Source organism: Mesorhizobium sp. M1050 (assembly GCF_040318715.1).
Taxonomy (GTDB): Bacteria; Pseudomonadota; Alphaproteobacteria; order Rhizobiales; family Rhizobiaceae; genus Mesorhizobium.
In genome coordinates, this window is the sequence record NZ_JAMYMV010000008.1 from 52,998 (window position 1) to 70,075 (window position 17,078).

The 17,078-nt window shown below is 62.3% G+C and carries 14 protein-coding genes and 1 tRNA gene; 14 read left to right on the forward strand and 1 reads right to left on the reverse strand.

Annotated features, from left to right (window positions below; all coding sequences use genetic code 11):
• Position 1 precedes the first annotated feature (1 nt).
• From nuoL to NKH57_RS07185, 11 genes are all read left to right on the forward strand, one after another.
• Positions 2–1,975 carry an NADH-quinone oxidoreductase subunit L gene (gene nuoL, locus NKH57_RS07135; RefSeq protein WP_352602911.1) on the forward strand — a complete coding sequence of 658 codons (1,974 nt, stop codon included), beginning with the start codon at positions 2–4 and terminating at the stop codon, positions 1,973–1,975.
• On the forward strand, positions 1,975–3,480 hold the full coding sequence (locus NKH57_RS07140) for an NADH-quinone oxidoreductase subunit M (RefSeq protein WP_023757144.1): 1,506 nt from the start codon (positions 1,975–1,977) through the stop codon (positions 3,478–3,480). The genes nuoL and NKH57_RS07140 overlap by 1 nt, the downstream gene beginning before the upstream one ends.
• A gap of 18 nt (positions 3,481–3,498) precedes the next feature.
• Positions 3,499–4,935 carry an NADH-quinone oxidoreductase subunit NuoN gene (gene nuoN / locus NKH57_RS07145; protein ID WP_023757145.1) on the forward strand — a complete coding sequence of 479 codons (1,437 nt, stop codon included), beginning with the start codon at positions 3,499–3,501 and terminating at the stop codon, positions 4,933–4,935.
• A 5-nt stretch (positions 4,936–4,940) separates the two neighbouring features.
• Entirely contained in the window at positions 4,941–5,762 is an 822-nt protein-coding gene (locus NKH57_RS07150; RefSeq protein ID WP_352942963.1) for a biotin--[acetyl-CoA-carboxylase] ligase, read from the forward strand.
• Positions 5,763–5,880: 118 nt separating this feature from the next.
• Complete coding sequence (locus NKH57_RS07155; protein WP_352942966.1) at positions 5,881–7,551, forward strand: ribonuclease J; 1,671 nt, start codon at positions 5,881–5,883, stop codon at positions 7,549–7,551.
• 108 nt (positions 7,552–7,659) lie between these two features.
• The gene (mce, locus tag NKH57_RS07160) at positions 7,660–8,064 is read left to right on the forward strand and encodes a methylmalonyl-CoA epimerase (protein ID WP_352942969.1); all 405 of its coding nucleotides are present in this window, start codon (positions 7,660–7,662) and stop codon (positions 8,062–8,064) included.
• Complete coding sequence (locus NKH57_RS07165; protein WP_352602899.1) at positions 8,061–8,345, forward strand: DUF1467 family protein; 285 nt, start codon at positions 8,061–8,063, stop codon at positions 8,343–8,345. The genes mce and NKH57_RS07165 overlap by 4 nt, the downstream gene beginning before the upstream one ends.
• A 625-nt stretch (positions 8,346–8,970) precedes the next feature.
• Positions 8,971–10,299 (forward strand): proline--tRNA ligase, encoded by a 1,329-nt coding sequence (gene proS, locus NKH57_RS07170; protein WP_352942972.1) that lies wholly within the window; start codon positions 8,971–8,973, stop codon positions 10,297–10,299.
• The gene (locus NKH57_RS07175; RefSeq protein WP_352942975.1) at positions 10,296–11,582 is read left to right on the forward strand and encodes a lipoprotein-releasing ABC transporter permease subunit; all 1,287 of its coding nucleotides are present in this window, start codon (positions 10,296–10,298) and stop codon (positions 11,580–11,582) included. Before proS ends, NKH57_RS07175 begins: the two co-directional genes overlap by 4 nt.
• Positions 11,579–12,262: an ABC transporter ATP-binding protein gene (locus NKH57_RS07180; protein WP_023757151.1), complete on the forward strand. Its 684-nt coding sequence runs from the start codon at positions 11,579–11,581 to the stop codon at positions 12,260–12,262. The genes NKH57_RS07175 and NKH57_RS07180 overlap by 4 nt, the downstream gene beginning before the upstream one ends.
• 406 nt (positions 12,263–12,668) lie before the next feature.
• Entirely contained in the window at positions 12,669–13,919 is a 1,251-nt protein-coding gene (locus NKH57_RS07185) for a site-2 protease family protein (protein ID WP_352942978.1), read from the forward strand.
• A gap of 21 nt (positions 13,920–13,940) precedes the next feature.
• On the opposite strand, the gene lipB is transcribed toward NKH57_RS07185, so the two are convergent.
• Complete coding sequence (gene lipB / locus NKH57_RS07190) at positions 13,941–14,684, reverse strand: lipoyl(octanoyl) transferase LipB (protein WP_352942981.1); 744 nt, start codon at positions 14,682–14,684, stop codon at positions 13,941–13,943.
• 178 nt (positions 14,685–14,862) lie between these two features.
• Here lipB and NKH57_RS07195 point away from each other — a divergent pair.
• From NKH57_RS07195 to NKH57_RS07205, 3 genes are all read left to right on the forward strand, one after another.
• Positions 14,863–14,947 (forward strand) — tRNA-Leu (locus NKH57_RS07195).
• A 215-nt stretch (positions 14,948–15,162) separates the two neighbouring features.
• Complete coding sequence (gene mgtE / locus NKH57_RS07200) at positions 15,163–16,560, forward strand: magnesium transporter (RefSeq protein ID WP_502904128.1); 1,398 nt, start codon at positions 15,163–15,165, stop codon at positions 16,558–16,560.
• Positions 16,561–16,673: 113 nt separating this feature from the next.
• Positions 16,674–17,060: a MerR family transcriptional regulator gene (locus NKH57_RS07205; RefSeq protein WP_006203215.1), complete on the forward strand. Its 387-nt coding sequence runs from the start codon at positions 16,674–16,676 to the stop codon at positions 17,058–17,060.
• Positions 17,061–17,078 lie beyond the last annotated feature (18 nt).

Genomic DNA, 17,078 nt, shown 5'->3' on the forward strand with positions numbered 1-17,078 from the left:
CATGTATCAGGCCATCGTCTTCCTTCCCCTGCTCGGCTTCCTGATCGTCGGCCTGTTCGGCACGTCGCTAGGCGCCAAGGCGTCCGAATACATCACCTCCGGCTTCCTGGTGATCGCGGCCGTGCTGTCCTGGATCGCCTTCTTCACCGTCGGTTTCGGCCATGGCGAGGTGTTCACCGTGCCGGTGCTGCGCTGGATCCAGTCGGGCGGACTGGAAGCGTCCTGGGCGCTGCGCATCGACACGCTGACGGTTGTGATGCTGGTGGTGGTCAACACGGTGTCGGCGCTGGTCCACATCTATTCGATCGGCTACATGCACCACGATCCGAACCGCCCGCGCTTCTTCGCCTATCTGTCGCTGTTCACCTTCGCCATGCTGATGCTGGTGACGGCGGACAATCTGGTGCAGATGTTCTTCGGCTGGGAAGGGGTGGGCCTCGCCTCCTACCTGCTGATCGGCTTCTGGTACAAGAAGCCGTCGGCCAATGCCGCGGCGATCAAGGCCTTCGTCGTCAACCGAGTGGGCGATTTCGGCTTTGCGCTCGGCATCTTCGGCTTGTTCGTGCTGTTCGGCTCGGTCAATCTCGGCACTATCTTCGCCAATGCGGCTACGTTCGTTCCGGCCGAAGGCGCGCCACAAGGCGCCGCCGTGCTGACCTTCCTTGGCTATGCGCTGGACAAGCAGGCGGCCATGACGATCGTCTGCCTGCTCTTGTTCATGGGTGCCATGGGCAAGTCGGCGCAGGTGCCGCTGCACACCTGGCTGCCGGACGCCATGGAAGGCCCGACGCCGGTTTCCGCACTGATCCATGCCGCCACCATGGTGACGGCCGGCGTGTTCATGCTGGCGCGCCTGTCGCCGCTTTTCGAACTGTCGCATTCGGCACTGATGGTGGTCACCTTCATCGGCGCCTTCACCGCCTTTTTCGCGGCGACGGTCGGCCTGGTGCAGAACGACATCAAGCGCGTCATCGCCTATTCGACCTGTTCGCAGCTCGGCTACATGTTCGTGGCGCTCGGCGTCGGCGCCTATGGCGCGGCGATCTTCCACCTGTTCACGCATGCCTTCTTCAAGGCACTGCTGTTCCTCGGCTCCGGCTCCGTCATTCACGCCGTTTCCGACGAGCAGGACATGCGCAGGATGGGCGGCTTGCGGACGCTGATCCCGACCACTTACTGGATGATGGTGATCGGCACGCTGGCCCTGACTGGCGTCGGCATTCCGGTGACGGTCATCGGCACCGCCGGCTTCTTCTCCAAGGACGCTATCATCGAGAGCGCCTTTGCCAGCCACAACCCGGTCGCCGGCATGGCCTTCATCCTTCTGGTCATCGCCGCCTGTTTCACCTCCTTCTACTCCTGGCGGCTGATCTTCATGACCTTCCACGGCCAGCCGCGGGCGAGCCATGAGGTGATGCACCACGTCCATGAATCGCCGCCGGTGATGCTGGTGCCGCTGTTCATCCTGGCCGCGGGCGCGCTGTTTGCCGGCATTATCTTCCACGGCGCCTTCATCGGTGAAGGCTATGCCGAGTTCTGGAAGGCGTCGCTGTTCACGCTGCCGGACAACCACATATTGCACGAGATCCACGAATTGCCGCTGTGGGTCGAACTGTCGCCGTTCATCGCCATGCTGATCGGCTTCGCGGTGGCCTGGAAGTTCTACATCCGCTCGCCGGAAATGCCCGTCAATCTGGTTGCCCACCATCGCGGGCTCTATGCCTTCCTGCTCAACAAATGGTATTTCGACGAGCTTTACGACTTCCTGTTCGTGCGGCCCGCCAAGCGCCTCGGCCATTTCCTGTGGAAGACCGGCGACGGCGCCGTCATTGACGGCCTCGGCCCGGATGGCATCTCGGCGCGGGTCGTCGATGTCACCAACCGCGTGGTCAAGCTGCAGACCGGCTATCTCTACCACTATGCCTTCGCCATGCTGATCGGCGTTGCCGCACTCGTCACCTGGATGATGCTCTGATGACCGCCTGGCCAATCCTCTCGCTGGTCACCTTCCTGCCGCTGGTTGGTGTGCTGCTCATCCTGTTCATCAACGATGACAGTGAAAACGCGCGCCGCAACATCCGCGCGATCGCTCTGTTGACGACGACGTTCACGTTCGTCATCTCGCTGTTGATCTGGACCGGTTTCGACAATTCGCAGTCCGGCTTCCAGTTCGTCGAGAAAGTTGCCTGGCTCGACTCCGGCATTTCCTACCATATGGGCGTCGACGGCATCTCGATGCTGTTCGTCATCCTGACGACCTTCCTGATGCCGCTCTGCATCCTGGCGTCGTGGGAATCGATCGAGAAGCGCGTCAAAGCCTACATGATCGCCTTCCTGCTGCTCGAAACGCTGATGATCGGCGTGTTCTGCGCGCTCGATATCGTGCTGTTCTACGTCTTCTTCGAAGCCGGCCTGATCCCGATGTTCATCATCATCGGCGTCTGGGGCGGCAAGCGGCGCGTCTATGCGTCGTTCAAGTTCTTCCTCTACACGCTGGCCGGCTCGGTGCTGATGCTGCTCGCCATCATGGCGATGTTCTACCAGTCCGGCACGACCGACATCCCCACTCTGTTGACGCACAATTTCCCGGCCAACATGCAGACATGGCTATGGCTCGCCTTCTTCGCCTCTTTCGCGGTGAAGATGCCGATGTGGCCGGTGCATACCTGGCTGCCGGACGCGCACGTCGAGGCACCGACGGCGGGGTCGGTCATCCTGGCAGCTATCCTCTTGAAGATGGGCGGTTACGGGTTCCTGCGTTTCTCCTTGCCGATGTTCCCGCTGGCGTCCGAGATGTTCGCGCCGCTGGTCTTCGTGCTCTCCGTCGTCGCCATCATCTACACTTCGCTGGTGGCGCTGATGCAGGAGGACATGAAGAAGCTGATCGCCTATTCGTCGGTCGCCCATATGGGCTTCGTCACCATGGGCATCTTCGCCATGAACCAGGAAGGCGTGCAGGGTGCCATCTTCCAGATGCTCAGCCACGGCCTCGTCTCCGGCGCGCTGTTCCTGTGCGTCGGCGTTATCTACGACCGCATGCACACGCGCGAGATCGACGCCTATGGCGGCCTGGTCAACAACATGCCGAAATACGCCGCCGTGTTCATGATCTTCACCATGGCCAATGTCGGCCTGCCCGGCACCAGCGGCTTCGTCGGCGAGTTCCTAACCATGCTCGGCGTGTTCCGGGTCAACACCTGGGTGGCGTTCTTCGCCGCCACCGGCGTCATCCTGTCGGCCGCCTACGCGCTCTGGCTCTATCGCCGGGTGATCTTCGGCGCGCTGACCAAGGACAGCCTGAAAAACCTGCTGGATCTGTCGCCGCGCGAGAAGCTGATCATCTACCCGCTGGTCATGCTGGTCATCTTCTTCGGCGTCTATCCCGCACCCGTCTTCGACGCGACGGCTGAATCGGTCAAGTCGCTCGTCACCAATGTCACTGCATCCATCGGCGCCGCGCAGACCGCGGCGGCGAACTGACCAGAGGTTTTGCGAAACATGACGCCGGACCTTCTCTCCAGCCTGTCGCTCTCGACGCCAGAGTTGATCCTTGCCGTCGGCGCCCTGGCGCTGCTGATGGTCGGGGCCTATTCGCGCGCCAACACAGCCAACACGGTGACTGGCATTGCCGTCGCCGTGCTGGTGATCGCCGGAGCCTGGCTGATCTTCCAAACCGGGCAGGGCAGCGCCTACGGCAATGCATTCATCCAGGATACCTTCGCCCACTTCATGAAAGTGCTGGCGCTGGTCGGCTCGGCGGTGACGCTGGTTATGTCGATGCGCTTTGCCAAGGCGGAACGGTTCGACAAGTTCGAATATCCGGTGCTGATCCTTCTCTGCACGCTCGGCATGATGCTGATGATCTCCGCCAACGGCATGATCGGCCTCTATCTCGGCCTCGAACTGCAGTCGTTGGCGATCTATGTGCTGTGCGCGATCAATCGTGACAATCTGCGCTCGACCGAGGCCGGCCTCAAATATTTCGTCCTCGGCGCGCTGTCGTCGGGCATGCTGCTCTACGGCATCAGCCTGGTTTACGGCTACACCGGCAACACCGGCTTCCAGGAGATCGCAACGGCACTGGGCAGCGGCGAGCGCCAGCTTGGCCTCGTCTTCGGTCTCGTCTTCGTGCTGGCCGGCCTTGCCTTTAAGATCTCGGCGGTGCCGTTCCACATGTGGACGCCCGACGTCTATGAGGGCGCGCCGACGCCGGTGACGGCCTTCCTGGCGGCGGCACCGAAGATGGCGGCGATGGCGCTGATCGTGCGCGTCACCATGGGCGCGTTCAAGCCGATCGCCGCCGACTGGCAGCAGATCATCGTCTTCATTTCGATCGCGTCGATGGCGCTCGGCGCTTTCGCCGCGATCGGCCAGACCAACATCAAGCGGCTGATGGCTTATTCCTCGATCGGCCATATGGGCTACGCACTGGTCGGCCTTGCCGCCAACAGCCAGGCCGGCGTGCGCGGCGTGGCCATCTATATGCTGATCTATCTGGTGATGACGCTCGGCACCTTCGCCTTCATTCTCGCCATGCGGCGCAAGGAAGGCAATGTCGAGCAGATCAGCGATCTGGCCGGCCTGTCGTCGACCAATCCGATCATGGCGACGATCCTGACCATCCTGATGTTCTCGCTGGCCGGCATCCCGCCGCTCGCCGGCTTCTGGGGGAAATGGTACGTCTTCCTCGCCGCCATCAATGCCAATCTCTACGCGCTGGCGATCATCGGTGTGCTGGCCTCTGTCGTGGGCGCCTATTATTATCTGCGCATCATCAAGATCATGTGGTTCGACGAACCGGTCGGCGGCTTCGTGCCGATGGCGAGCGAATTGCGTGTCGTTCTCGGCGTCTCCGGCGCCTTCGTGCTGTTCTATGTGCTGATCGGCGGACCGATCGGCACCTATGCCGAAGCCGCCGCCAAGACGTTTTTCTAGACGGCATGGCGTTTCGGCTGGCTCCAACCTCGGCGTCGGAAGGGTTCCGGCTCGAGGCGCATGACAGCGTCGGCTCCACCAATGCGCTGGCACTGGACCACGCAAGGGCCGGCGATCCAGGCAGGCTGTGGGTTGTTTCCAAGAAACAGGAAAGCGGGCGCGGACGACGTGGCCGCGTCTGGGCAACACCCGAAGGCAATCTGGCGGCGACGCTGCTCGTCATCACCAATGCCGAGCTTCGCCTTGCCGCGACGCTGGGTTTCGTCGCCGGGCTGGCGCTGGCCGATGCGCTCGACGCCGTCGTGCCGAAGGGCCGGATCGCCATCGGCCTCGACGGCGGCAGTGAGGGAAAGAACCGTTTCGAGCTGAAATGGCCGAATGACGTGCTTGCCTCGGGTGCCAAGCTGGCGGGCATCCTGCTGGAATCGGCGATCCTGGAAGGCGGCCGTTTCGCGGTGGCGGTCGGCATCGGCGTGAATGTCGTGGCATACCCTGAGGATTTGCCCTATCCGGCAACATCATTGCGTGCGCTGGGCGCGACATGCGATGCGGAAACACTGTTCCTGGCGCTGTCGGACGCCTGGAGCGAGAATGCCCGGTTGTGGGACGAAGGGCGCGGACTTGCCGCCGTCAGGCGACGCTGGTTGGCTCGCGCGGCGGGGCTCGGTGGGCAGGTTGCTGTCAGAATTGACGGTAATGTCGTGCGTGGGATCTTTGAAACCATTGACGAGGACTGCCGTTTCGTGATCCGCGACGATGAAGGTTCTGTTCTGACTGTTGCCGCCGGCGACGTGCATTTCGGCGCGGTCGCGTCTGCCCGCGTCTAGGGTCGTTCGCTAGCGGCTCTAAGTGTTTGTTTTCATGCAATTCCTGTGGGAAAATCGTTAGACACTTTTCCTGGAATTGCTTTATGGACTTGGTCTGAGGACCAGGAAGGAAAAAATCATGGCGAAAGCGGAAAACGCCGACCTTGTCTTCGTGCCGCTCGGCGGCGTTGGCGAGATCGGCATGAACTTCGCTCTTTACGGCTACGGTCCGCCGAGCGCGCGCGAGTGGATCGTTATCGATGTCGGTGTGACCTTCCCCGATGCCACCCTCCCCGGGGTCGACCTCGTGCTGCCAGATACGCGCTTTATCGAGGAGAACCTCGCCAATCTGCGCGGCATTGTCATCACCCATGCGCATGAAGACCATTATGGCGCGCTGCTCGACACCTGGCCGAAGCTGAAGGTGCCGGTCTGGATGACGCCGTTCAGCGCCGGCTTGCTCGAAGCCAAGCGCCAAGGCGAGCAGGGGGCTCCGAAAATACCGGTGACGATCTACAAGGCGGGTGAGAAATTCACCGTCGGTCCGTTCGAGATCGAGGCCATTCCGGTCGCGCACTCTATTCCCGAGCCGATGTCGCTGGCGATCACCTCGCCGGCCGGCACCGTCATCCACACCGGTGACTGGAAGATCGATCCGGAGCCGACGATCGGGCCGAAGACCGACGAGGCGCGTTTCCGCGCCTATGGCGACAAGGGCGTTCTGGCGCTGATCTGCGATTCGACCAACGCGCTGCGGGAAGGCGAGTCGCCGTCGGAAGTCGCGGTCGGCGAAGGACTGAAAGGTGTTATCCAGTCTGCCAAGGGCCGTGTTGCCGTCACCACATTTTCCTCCAATGTCGGCCGCATCGTCTCCATCGCCAGGGCGGCGCGCGATGCCGGCCGCCAGTGCCTGGTGCTCGGCCGCTCGCTGAAGCGGGTGATCGATGTCGCCGGCGAACTCGGCTATATGGACGGGCTGCCGGAATTCATCGCCGAGGAGGATTTCGGTTTCATCCCGCGCGAAAACCTCGTCATCATCTGCACCGGCAGCCAGGGCGAGCCACTTGCCGCATTGGCCAAGCTATCGCGCGACGAGATGAAATCGGTATCATTTACAGCCGGCGACACGGTGGTGTTTTCTTCGCGCACCATTCCAGGCAACGAGAAGGCGATCCTCGAGATCAAGAACCGCCTCATCGACCTCGGCATCAAGATCATCGAGGACGGCGACGCGCTGGTGCATGTCTCCGGCCATCCGCGGCGCAGCGAATTGCGCAAGATGTACGAATGGGTTCGACCGCAGATCGGCGTTCCCGTGCATGGCGAAGCGGCGCATCTTGTGGGGCAGGGGTCGCTGATGTCGACTTCGGGCATCGGCCAGGTGGCGCAGGTGCGCGACGGCGACATGCTCAGGCTTGCTCCCGGTCCCGCCACCATCATCGACCAGGTGCCGTTCGGCCGCATCTACAAGGATGGCAGGCTGATCGGCACCGATCAGGCGATGGGCATCCGCGACCGGCGCAAGCTATCGTTTGCCGGCCATGTCGCGGTCAATGTCGTGCTCGACGACAAATATGAGCTTGCCGGCGATCCCGACCTTGTCGCCATCGGCGTCGCCGAGGCCGACGGCCGTGGTGAGACGCTGGAGGACCTGATGATCGATGCGGCAATCGGCGCTGTGGACTCGATCCCCCGTCAGCGCCGAAAAGACCTCGACCTTGTGCAGGAAGCAGTCCGGCGCGCGGTGCGCGGCGCCGCCAACGAAGCCTGGGGCAAGAAGCCGCTGGTGACGGTGTTTGTGACGAGATGAGGGAGTAGGCAGTAGGCATTAGGCAGCAGAGGAAAAATGACAGAGATGCAGATCTATCACCATTCCCTACTGCCTACTGCCTACTGCCTACTGCCCTGAGGAAAACCTATGCTCGAACGCCTGAACCATGTCGCGCTTGTCGTGCCGGATCTGGCTGCTGCCATCGCCGCCTATCGCAACACGCTTGGCGCTGAAGTGACGGAGCCGCAGGCGCTGCCGGAGCATGGCGTCACGGTGGTGTTCGTCAATGTCGACAACACCAAGATCGAGCTTCTGGAGCCGTTGGGCGAGGGGTCGCCGATCGCTGCCTTCCTGGAGAAGAACCCTTCCGGCGGCATGCATCATCTTTGCTATGAGGTCGACGACATCCTGGCCGCGCGTGACCGTCTCAAGGCTGCCGGCGCCCGTGTGCTCGGCGACGGCAACCCGAAAATCGGCGCGCACGGCAAGCCGGTGCTGTTCCTGCATCCGAAGGATTTCTTCGGCACGCTGATCGAACTGGAGCAATCATGAGCTGGGTTTCGTTCACCGCCCTTTTTTTCGCGACCTGGTGGGTGGTGCTGTTTGCCGTGCTGCCGTTCAGTGTGAAGACGCAGGATGACGATCATGATGTGACGCTGGGCACGGTTCCGAGCGCGCCGCGCGGTCCCCATATGCTGCGCGCCGTGATCCGCACCACCCTCGCCACGGCCGTCCTCATGGGCATTTTTTATGGCCTGACGCATGGGTTGGGATATAGCCTCAACGACATCCCGCACATCGTGCCTGAATTCAACCAAACCCCAACCAAATAAACCGTCCCGCAAGGGCGTTTTTATCACTCGGAATGCTGCGCGTTCCGAACAGGAATGCCGTGCCGTTTGCGGCTGCTGCCGCAAGGTAAGGTAGTTTGGCAACTCGTTGCGCTAAGCGGGTGATTGCACAAAAAAAATGCAAGGCACAAGGCCTTGCAATTTAAACGCGTCCGATCTGTTTCCGGTTTCCGGTGGCAGCGAGTAACCGCGCCTAGATCGCATCCTCCCAAGACTTTGACCGCGTAGGAGAGCAGATTTTTTTCTACCCTCTCGGTTATGAGGGCACATTAGCCTAACGCGAATGAAAATGTCACGAAGAATTTTGCCTTGAAACGGGCATTCTCGTGCTGCACTGCACAATAGTGCGGCAGGCGTTGCTTGGGAAACGACCTGCAAGGCGCGCGGCGCAATCACGGCGCCTTGGAACGCCGCGCGTTTGCCCGATCCGCGAAGGACAGTGCAACAGTTTTACTCGCAGCAGCGCCGTATTTTTGAAAATCAATTTCCGATTTTCGGACCGGTGCGTCCGGGTTTCCATTCCGCCATGAAATGGCTATGAAGCCGGGGCAAGCAAGCCCGTGCCGCGCCGATTCCCGCGCGGCGATCCTCACTCACGGACCAGTCCATGCGTTTGTCGCGCTATTTCCTGCCTATCTTGAAAGAAAATCCGCGCGAGGCTGAAATCGTCTCGCATCGGCTGATGCTGCGCGCCGGCATGATCCGCCAGCAGGGGCAGGGCAGTTTCTCGTGGCTGCCGCTCGGCAAGCGGGTGCTGGACAAGGTCTGCCGCATCATCCGCGAGGAGCAGAATCGTGCCGGTGCGCTGGAAATCCTGATGCCGACCATCCAGTCGGCCGATCTGTGGCGCGAAAGCGGCCGCTATGACGACTACGGCAAGGAGATGCTGCGCATCAAGGACCGGCAGGACCGCGACATGCTCTACGGCCCGACCAATGAGGAAGTGGTCACCGAGATCGTCCGCGCCTATGTGAAATCCTACAAGGACCTGCCGCTCAATCTCTACCACATCCAGTGGAAGTTCCGCGACGAGGTGCGGCCGCGCTTCGGCGTCATGCGCAGCAGGGAATTCCTGATGAAGGATGCCTATTCCTTCGACCTCGACTTCGAGGGCGCCAAGGCAGCCTACAACAGGATGTTCGTGTCCTATCTCAGGACGTTTACGCGCATGGGCCTGCAGGCTATCCCGATGCGGGCCGACACCGGACCGATCGGCGGCGACCTCAGCCATGAATTCATTATCCTTGCCGATACAGGCGAGAGCCAGGTCTACTGCCATCACGACTATCTTTCGCTCGATGTGCCTGGAGAGAAGACCGACTTCACCAACGACGCCGAGATCGCCGACATCGTCAAGACGTGGACGACGCCTTACGCCGCCACCGACGAGATGCATGACGAGGCGGCGTGGGAAAAGATCGGCGAGAACGAGAAGGTTTCGGCGCGCGGCATCGAGGTCGGCCACATCTTCCATTTCGGCGACAAATATTCCAAGCCGATGGGCGCCAAGGTGACCGGGCCCGACGGCAAGGATCATTTCGTCTCCGGAGGCTCATACGGCATCGGTCCGTCGCGCCTTGTCGCGGCGATCATCGAAGCCAGCCATGACGACAACGGCATCATCTGGCCGGAGGCGGTGGCGCCGTTCGATATCGGGCTGATCAACATGAAGGCGGGCGATGCCGAGTGCGACCGCGTCTGCGACGAGTTGCATGCCGCTTTCGTCGCTGCCGGCAAGGAAGTGCTCTACGACGACACCGACCAGCGCCCCGGCGGCAAGTTCGCCACCGCCGACCTGATCGGCCTGCCGTGGCAAGTGATCGTCGGACCGCGCGGCGTGGCCAGCGGAGAGATCGAGATCAAGAATCGCAGGACCGGCGAGCGCGAGACGCTGCCGATCGCGGACGCGAAAAAGCGCTTCGGTATCGCCGCATGAGCGAAGCGGTGGCGACAAGATCGGCGGGTGCCGGGCCTTTTTCCATGTTCGAGCGCATGGTCGCCTGGCGCTATTTGCGCTCGCGGCGCAAGGAGACGGTGATCTCGGTGATCGCGTCGATCTCCTTCCTAGGCATCATGCTGGGGGTCGCCACGCTGATCGTGGTGATGGCGGTGATGAACGGCTTCAGGGCGGAGCTGCTGACACGCATCCTCGGCGTCAATGGTCATCTCATCGTGCAGCCGCTCGATTCGCCGCTTGAAGACTATGCCCAGGTCGCCGGCCGCATCAACGGCGTATCAGGCGTCAGATACGCCATACCGCTGATCGATGGCCAGGTGCTGGCACAGGGCAATGTCGGCGGCGGAACCGGTGCGCTGGTGCGCGGCATCCGCGGCGAGGATCTCGGCAAGATCGCCATCGTTGCCGGCAACATCAAGCAGGGCTCGATCGCCGATTTCGATACGGGCGAAGGCGTGGCCATCGGCAAGCGCATGGCCGAGAATCTCGGCCTGACGCTCGGCGACACCATTACCCTGATCTCACCGGAAGGCGACGTGACCCCGATTGGCACGACGCCGCGCATGAAGGGCTACAAGATCTCGGCGATCTTCGAAGTCGGCATGTCGGAATATGACACGTCCATCGTCTACATGCCGTTCTCCGAGGCGCAGCTTTATTTCAACATGGACGGGCGGGCGCAAACGATCGAGATCTATGTCGACAATCCCGATGACGTCGACGCGCTGAAACCGAAGGTGGAGGCGGCGGCGCAGCGGCCGATCGACATGGTCGACTGGCGCCAGCGCAACGAGACGTTCTTCTCCGCCCTGCAGGTCGAGCGCAATGTCATGTTCATGATCCTGACGCTGATCGTGCTGGTGGCGGCGCTCAACATCATTTCCGGCCTGATCATGCTGGTGAAGGACAAGGGCCACGACATCGCCATCCTGCGCACCATGGGGGCGTCGCGCGGCGCCATCCTGCGCATCTTCCTGATGACCGGGGCAGCGATCGGCGTGACCGGCACGCTCGCCGGCGTGCTGCTCGGCGTGCTGATCTGCACCAACATCGAATCCATCCGCCAGTTCTTCTCCTGGATGACCGGCAAGGTGCTGTTCAACCCGGAGCTCTATTTCCTCAGCCAGCTGCCGGCGAAGATGGATCCGCGCGAGACGACCTATGTCATCCTGATGGCGCTCGGCCTGTCATTCCTGGCAACGGTTTTTCCAGCATGGCGGGCCGCGCGCCTCGATCCCGTCGAAGCCTTGAGGTACGAGTGATGGCCGAGGCCATTATCGAGTTGAAGAGCGTCGAGCGGCACTATGTCCAGGGGCCGCGCAAGCTCACCATTCTCAACGGCGCGGATTTCTCGCTGAAGCGCGGCGAGATGGTGGCGCTGGTGGCGCCGTCGGGCACCGGCAAGTCGACGCTGTTGCACACGGCCGGCCTGCTGGAGCGCCCCGATGCCGGCGACGTCATCCTCGCCGGCCGCGCCTGCGGACGGCTCTCCGACGACGACCGCACGGCGATCCGCCGCAACGATGTCGGGTTCGTCTACCAGTTCCATCATTTGCTGCCGGAATTCTCGGCGCTGGAAAACATCATGATGCCGCAGCTCATCAAAGGGCTGAGCCGCAAGGAAGCGGCGGAGCGCGCCGCGCAGCTGCTCGACTACATGCAGATCGGCAAGCGCGCGTCGCACCGGCCGTCCGAGCTTTCCGGCGGCGAGCAGCAGCGTGTCGCCATCGCCCGCGCCGTTGCCAATGCGCCGCTGGTGCTGCTGGCGGATGAGCCGACCGGCAATCTCGACCCGGTCACTGCCTCCTATGTGTTCGAGGCGCTGGCGGCGCTGGTCAAGCAATCGGGCCTCGCGGCGCTGATCGCCACCCACAATCACGAACTGGCGTCGCGCATGGACCGGCGGGTGACGCTGGCCGATGGCAAAGTCGTCCCGCTCTAGCGCATGCCGATATTCAGATAATGCCGGCCTGACCTGAATCTCGACGGGCCCTGGTCGGCGCCGGGCCACCGTCGCACGCCCGTCAACCTTTTCTTAACCCTGCCGATCCGACCTCCCGAAAATTCCGGAGGCGGCCGGATTGTGCACGTTGACATTTGAACAAAATTAGAACAAAATACGAACATATCAACAACAGGAGAGAGTTATGACCGATCTGGTTCAGGATGTCATCTCACTGGTTTGCATGAGCACTTTCCTCGTTTCCATGGCGATCTGGATCGGAGCCATGTGATTTGGGCGGCATTCGCCGCCGCGGATCCTGCGCGGCCAAGACCGTTGCGCCCGTTAAGCCTTTCTTGCCGCCGCGACGATAGGGTGATCTGAAAGACAGGGGAGCAACGTCCAAGTGTCGCCCATCGTCACGGCCATTCTGGTGGCCAGCAATCTCGGGCTGATCTTTCTCTTGATGACCGTGCCGTTTGGTTTGCGCACGGTCCGGCTGTCTCGTCTGGTGGCGATGGATCGGCAACGTCTCTGGCAGGCGCTGTGGCCGCCCGGCAGCGATGCCGGCTGGTCCGGTGAGATCCTCTCGGCCGAAGGGCCGGACGGCGAGGGCGTGGCTCGAATCATGCTGTCCTGGGAAGGAAGCGATGGCAAGCCGATCGAGCGCAAGTCGCGGTTTGAAGACGTCGTAGAGGGATGCCGCTTTTCGATGCGCGTCATCGAGGACACCGCGCTCGACGCTTCGTTCTGGAAGGATTATCGCGAAACCGCCGAACTTGTTTCCGAGGGCAACGGCACGTGGGTGACGCTCAGCCAGACCGATCGTTATCGCGGCGTTGCCTTCCTGGTGTTCCGCTATTTCGCCATGCGCCGCGAACTCTCCAAGCTGCAGCGCTGGGCGCGGACCGGGCAGTATCGCAAGGGCGGCTGGTTCGAGCATCCGCTGAGCCAGGTGGGGTTCGCCGGTCTTTCGGCGCTGATCCTGTGGCCGTTCTTCGGGCTTCATTTCGGCGGGCTGGCATTGGCCGCGATCCTGACATCGGTGGTCGCCCTGCATGAGCTCGGTCACATGGCTGCATTTCGGCTGATGGGCCACAATAGGGCGCGGATGATCTTCATTCCGTTGCTCGGTGGCATCGCCATTGGCGGGCGGCCCTATGACAGCCGTTTCGAGGTCGCCTTCGTGGCGTTGATGGGCGCCGGTTTCTCCGCCTTCCTGGTGCCGATCGCAATCGCTGCCAGCACCTTTGCCGGCGCGGAAGGGCATCGGTTGGCGGCTGGGCTGCTGGCGACGCTGGCTGGCTTCGCCGCCCTGTTCAACATCGCCAATCTGGTGCCGGTGTGGAAGTTCGACGGCGGCCAAGTGCTGCGCCAGATCTGTCCAGGGCCGGTCGCGCTGGCGCTGGCCTCGTTCTTCCTGCTCTCGGCCTTTCTGGCGGTGGGTTGGCAGGCCGGCTTTTCCTCCAACTTTCTGCTCGCGACAGGAGCGGTGTTTTCAATTCTCAGCCTGCTGACGATGAGCAGCGGGATCAAGCCGCGTCACGAGCTGAAGCCGATCCGCACCGTCGACCGCTTCGCCATGGCGGCGGCGCTGCTGGCGGTGTTCGCTATTCATGGCTACGGCGTTCTGTGGGCCTCCGCTCAGCTAATTTGAGCCGTGCCGGATCAGGAAGAATCAACCCGCCTTGCGGGCAGTTTCGATAGACAACGCCGTGGTGGGACCAAAGACATCCTCGAAGGCGGATTTCAGCGCGAGATCGAGGTCGGCCATTGTCAGGGGAAGACCGAGGTCGACGAGGCTGGTGACGCCATGGTCCTGCACGCCGCAGGGCACGATGCCGCTGAAATGGTCGAGATCCGGTTCGACATTGATGGCGATGCCGTGAAAGCTCACCCAGCGTCGCAGCCGGATGCCTATTGCCGCGATCTTGTCTTCGGCCGGCGAGCCGTCCGGCAGGGAAGGGCGATCTGGACGCACAACCCAGACACCGACCCGGTCCTCGCGGCGCTCGCCATGCACGTTGAAGGCTGCGAGCGTGCCGATGATCCACTGTTCGAGCGCGGCGACGAAGGCGCGCACATCCTCGCGTCGTCGCTTCAGGTCGAGCATGACATAGGCAACCCGCTGGCCCGGTCCATGGTAGGTGTATTCGCCGCCGCGTCCTGCTTCAAACACCGGGAAGCGGTTGGCGTCTATCAGATCCTCGCCGCGGGCACTGGTGCCGGCCGTGTAAAGCGGCGGATGTTCGACCAGCCAGACCATTTCGCCGGCGGCGCCGCTGCGGATCGCCTCGGCGCGCGCCTCCATGAATGCAAGCGCATCGGGGTAGGCGGTGAGGCCCGGTTCGACGCGCCATTCGACCGGTGCCGACCCGGGGAGCGGCAGGAACGACGTGGCGATCTGGCTGCGTTCTGGCATGACGTATCTCGTGTTGCCCTCATATGGCGCCAATCCGGCGAAACGTCCAGTTCGGCCCTGCATTGCCATCCTGTGGAAGGTTATGCCAATCGCCTGACATTATTGCGTGCCGCGCACTTGTTTCGCCGGAAACGATTTGCTACACGCCGCGAGCCGGTCGGTTCCGGCTCTACCACGTGCGGTCGTGGCGGAATTGGTAGACGCGCAGCGTTGAGGTCGCTGTGGGGCAACCCGTGGAAGTTCGAGTCTTCTCGACCGCACCAGTATCTCTTCCCAGAATCCGATTTGTGCCAGCCTCCGCCCGCTGCGGGCAGGGCGCATTTCGTTTGATATTCCCGCGCTTTACGCCATTTCCTTATTGAACATCGGATTCTCCCAAAACCGGTTTCCACTTTTGGGCCCGATGTTCTAGACCTGATTTGCACCTTTTCCGGGATTGCGATGGCGGGAGGCGCTGGTGGAAGGCCAGGACGAACGGATGACCGGCGCCAGGGCCGCCGAGGAACACCAAGCCGATATCTATGGCGAGGACGGCGCCGTTCTTTCGTCCTTCCTAGCCCAGATCGGTGCTGCGATCGCCGATCGCGACACGCTCGCGCTGAAGCGTGAAGTCGACGATCTGCACCAATCGGAACTCGGCGACCTGCTCGAGGCGCTGCACCCCGACCAGCGCCGCGCGCTGGTTGAACTGTTGGGCGCCGACTTCGACTTCTCCGCGCTGACCGAGGTCGACGAGGCGATCCGCATGGAGATCGTCGACAGTCTGCCCAATGCGCAGATTGCCCAAGCGGTGCAGGAACTCGATTCCGACGATGCGGTCTACATTCTCGAGGATCTCGACCAGGAAGACCAGGACGAGATCCTGTCGCGGCTGCCGTTCACCGAGCGGATCAGGCTGCGCCGCTCGCTCGACTATCCGGAAGAGACCGCCGGCCGCCGCATGCAGACCGAGTTCGTCGCGGTGCCGCCGTTCTGGACGATCGGTCAGACCATCGACTACATGCGCGAGGACAACAATCTGCCCGAGCGCTTCAGCCAGATCTTCGTCATCGATCCGAGCTTCAAGCTGCTCGGCGCCATCGACCTCGACCAGATCCTGCGCACCAAGCGCTCGGTCAAGGTCGAAGAGGTGATGCATGAGACGCGGCACGCCATTCCCGCCACCATGGACCAGGAAGAGGCGGCGCGGGAATTCGAGCAGTACGATCTCTTGTCGGCCGCCGTCGTCGACGAGAACGAGCGGCTGGTCGGCGTGCTGACCATCGACGATGTCGTCGACGTCATCCAGCAGGAGGCCGAGGAAGATCTGATGCGCATGGGCGGCGTCGGCGACGAAGAGCTCTCCGACAGTATCTTTTCGACCTCGCGCTCGCGCGTTCCGTGGTTGCTGATCAACCTTTTGACCGCGTTCCTGGCGGCGTCGGTGATCAGCCTGTTCGACCGCACGATCGAACATATCGTGGCACTGGCGGTGCTGATGCCGATCGTCGCGGGCATGGGCGGCAACGCCGGCTCGCAGACCATGACCGTCACCGTGCGGGCGCTGGCGACCAGGGATCTCGACATCTACAACGCCAGCCGCATCATTCGCCGCGAGATGGGGGTCGGCTTCATCAACGGCATCATCTTCGCCATCCTGATCGGTGTCGTCGCGGCAGCCTGGTTCCGCGATCCCAATCTGGGCGGCATCATCGCGGCGGCGATGATCATCAACATGTTCGTGGCCGCGCTCGCCGGCATCCTGATCCCGCTGCTGCTCGACCGTTTCAAGGTCGATCCAGCGGTCGCTTCTGCGGTCTTCGTCACCACGGTTACCGATGTCGTCGGCTTCTTTGCGTTTCTGGGCATCGCCACATGGTGGTTCGGCGTGCGTTGAGGTGCGCCCTTCAATTGACTTTTACGTAAACGCCGTGCGAGGCTGGCGCGGGGCGCCATGTCGATTCCGGCATGGCGTGGGTTTGGTCGGGATTCCGGCGTGTGGGAGTGACAATGCGGGAATATTATTCGATCACCGAGTTGACTCGCGAGTTCGACGTATCGACGCGGACGCTGCGCTTCTATGAGGATGAAGGACTGGTGCAGCCGGTGCGGCGTGGCCGCACACGACTGTTTCGTCCCTCCGATCGCCACCTCATCCGGCAAATCATGCGCGGCAAGAGACTTGGTTTTTCGATCAACGAAATCCGCGAAATCATCCAGATGTACAAGGAGCCGCCCGGCGAGGTCGGTCAACTCAAGCTGATGATCAAGCGCATCGAGGAAAAGCGCGAGGACCTCAGGCAGAAGCGTCGCGACCTCGAGGAAACGCTCGCCGAACTCGACCAGGCCGAAGAGTCCTGCGTCGAGCGGTTGGTGGAGCTTGGCGTCAACACCTGAACGGCCAATGATCGCGGC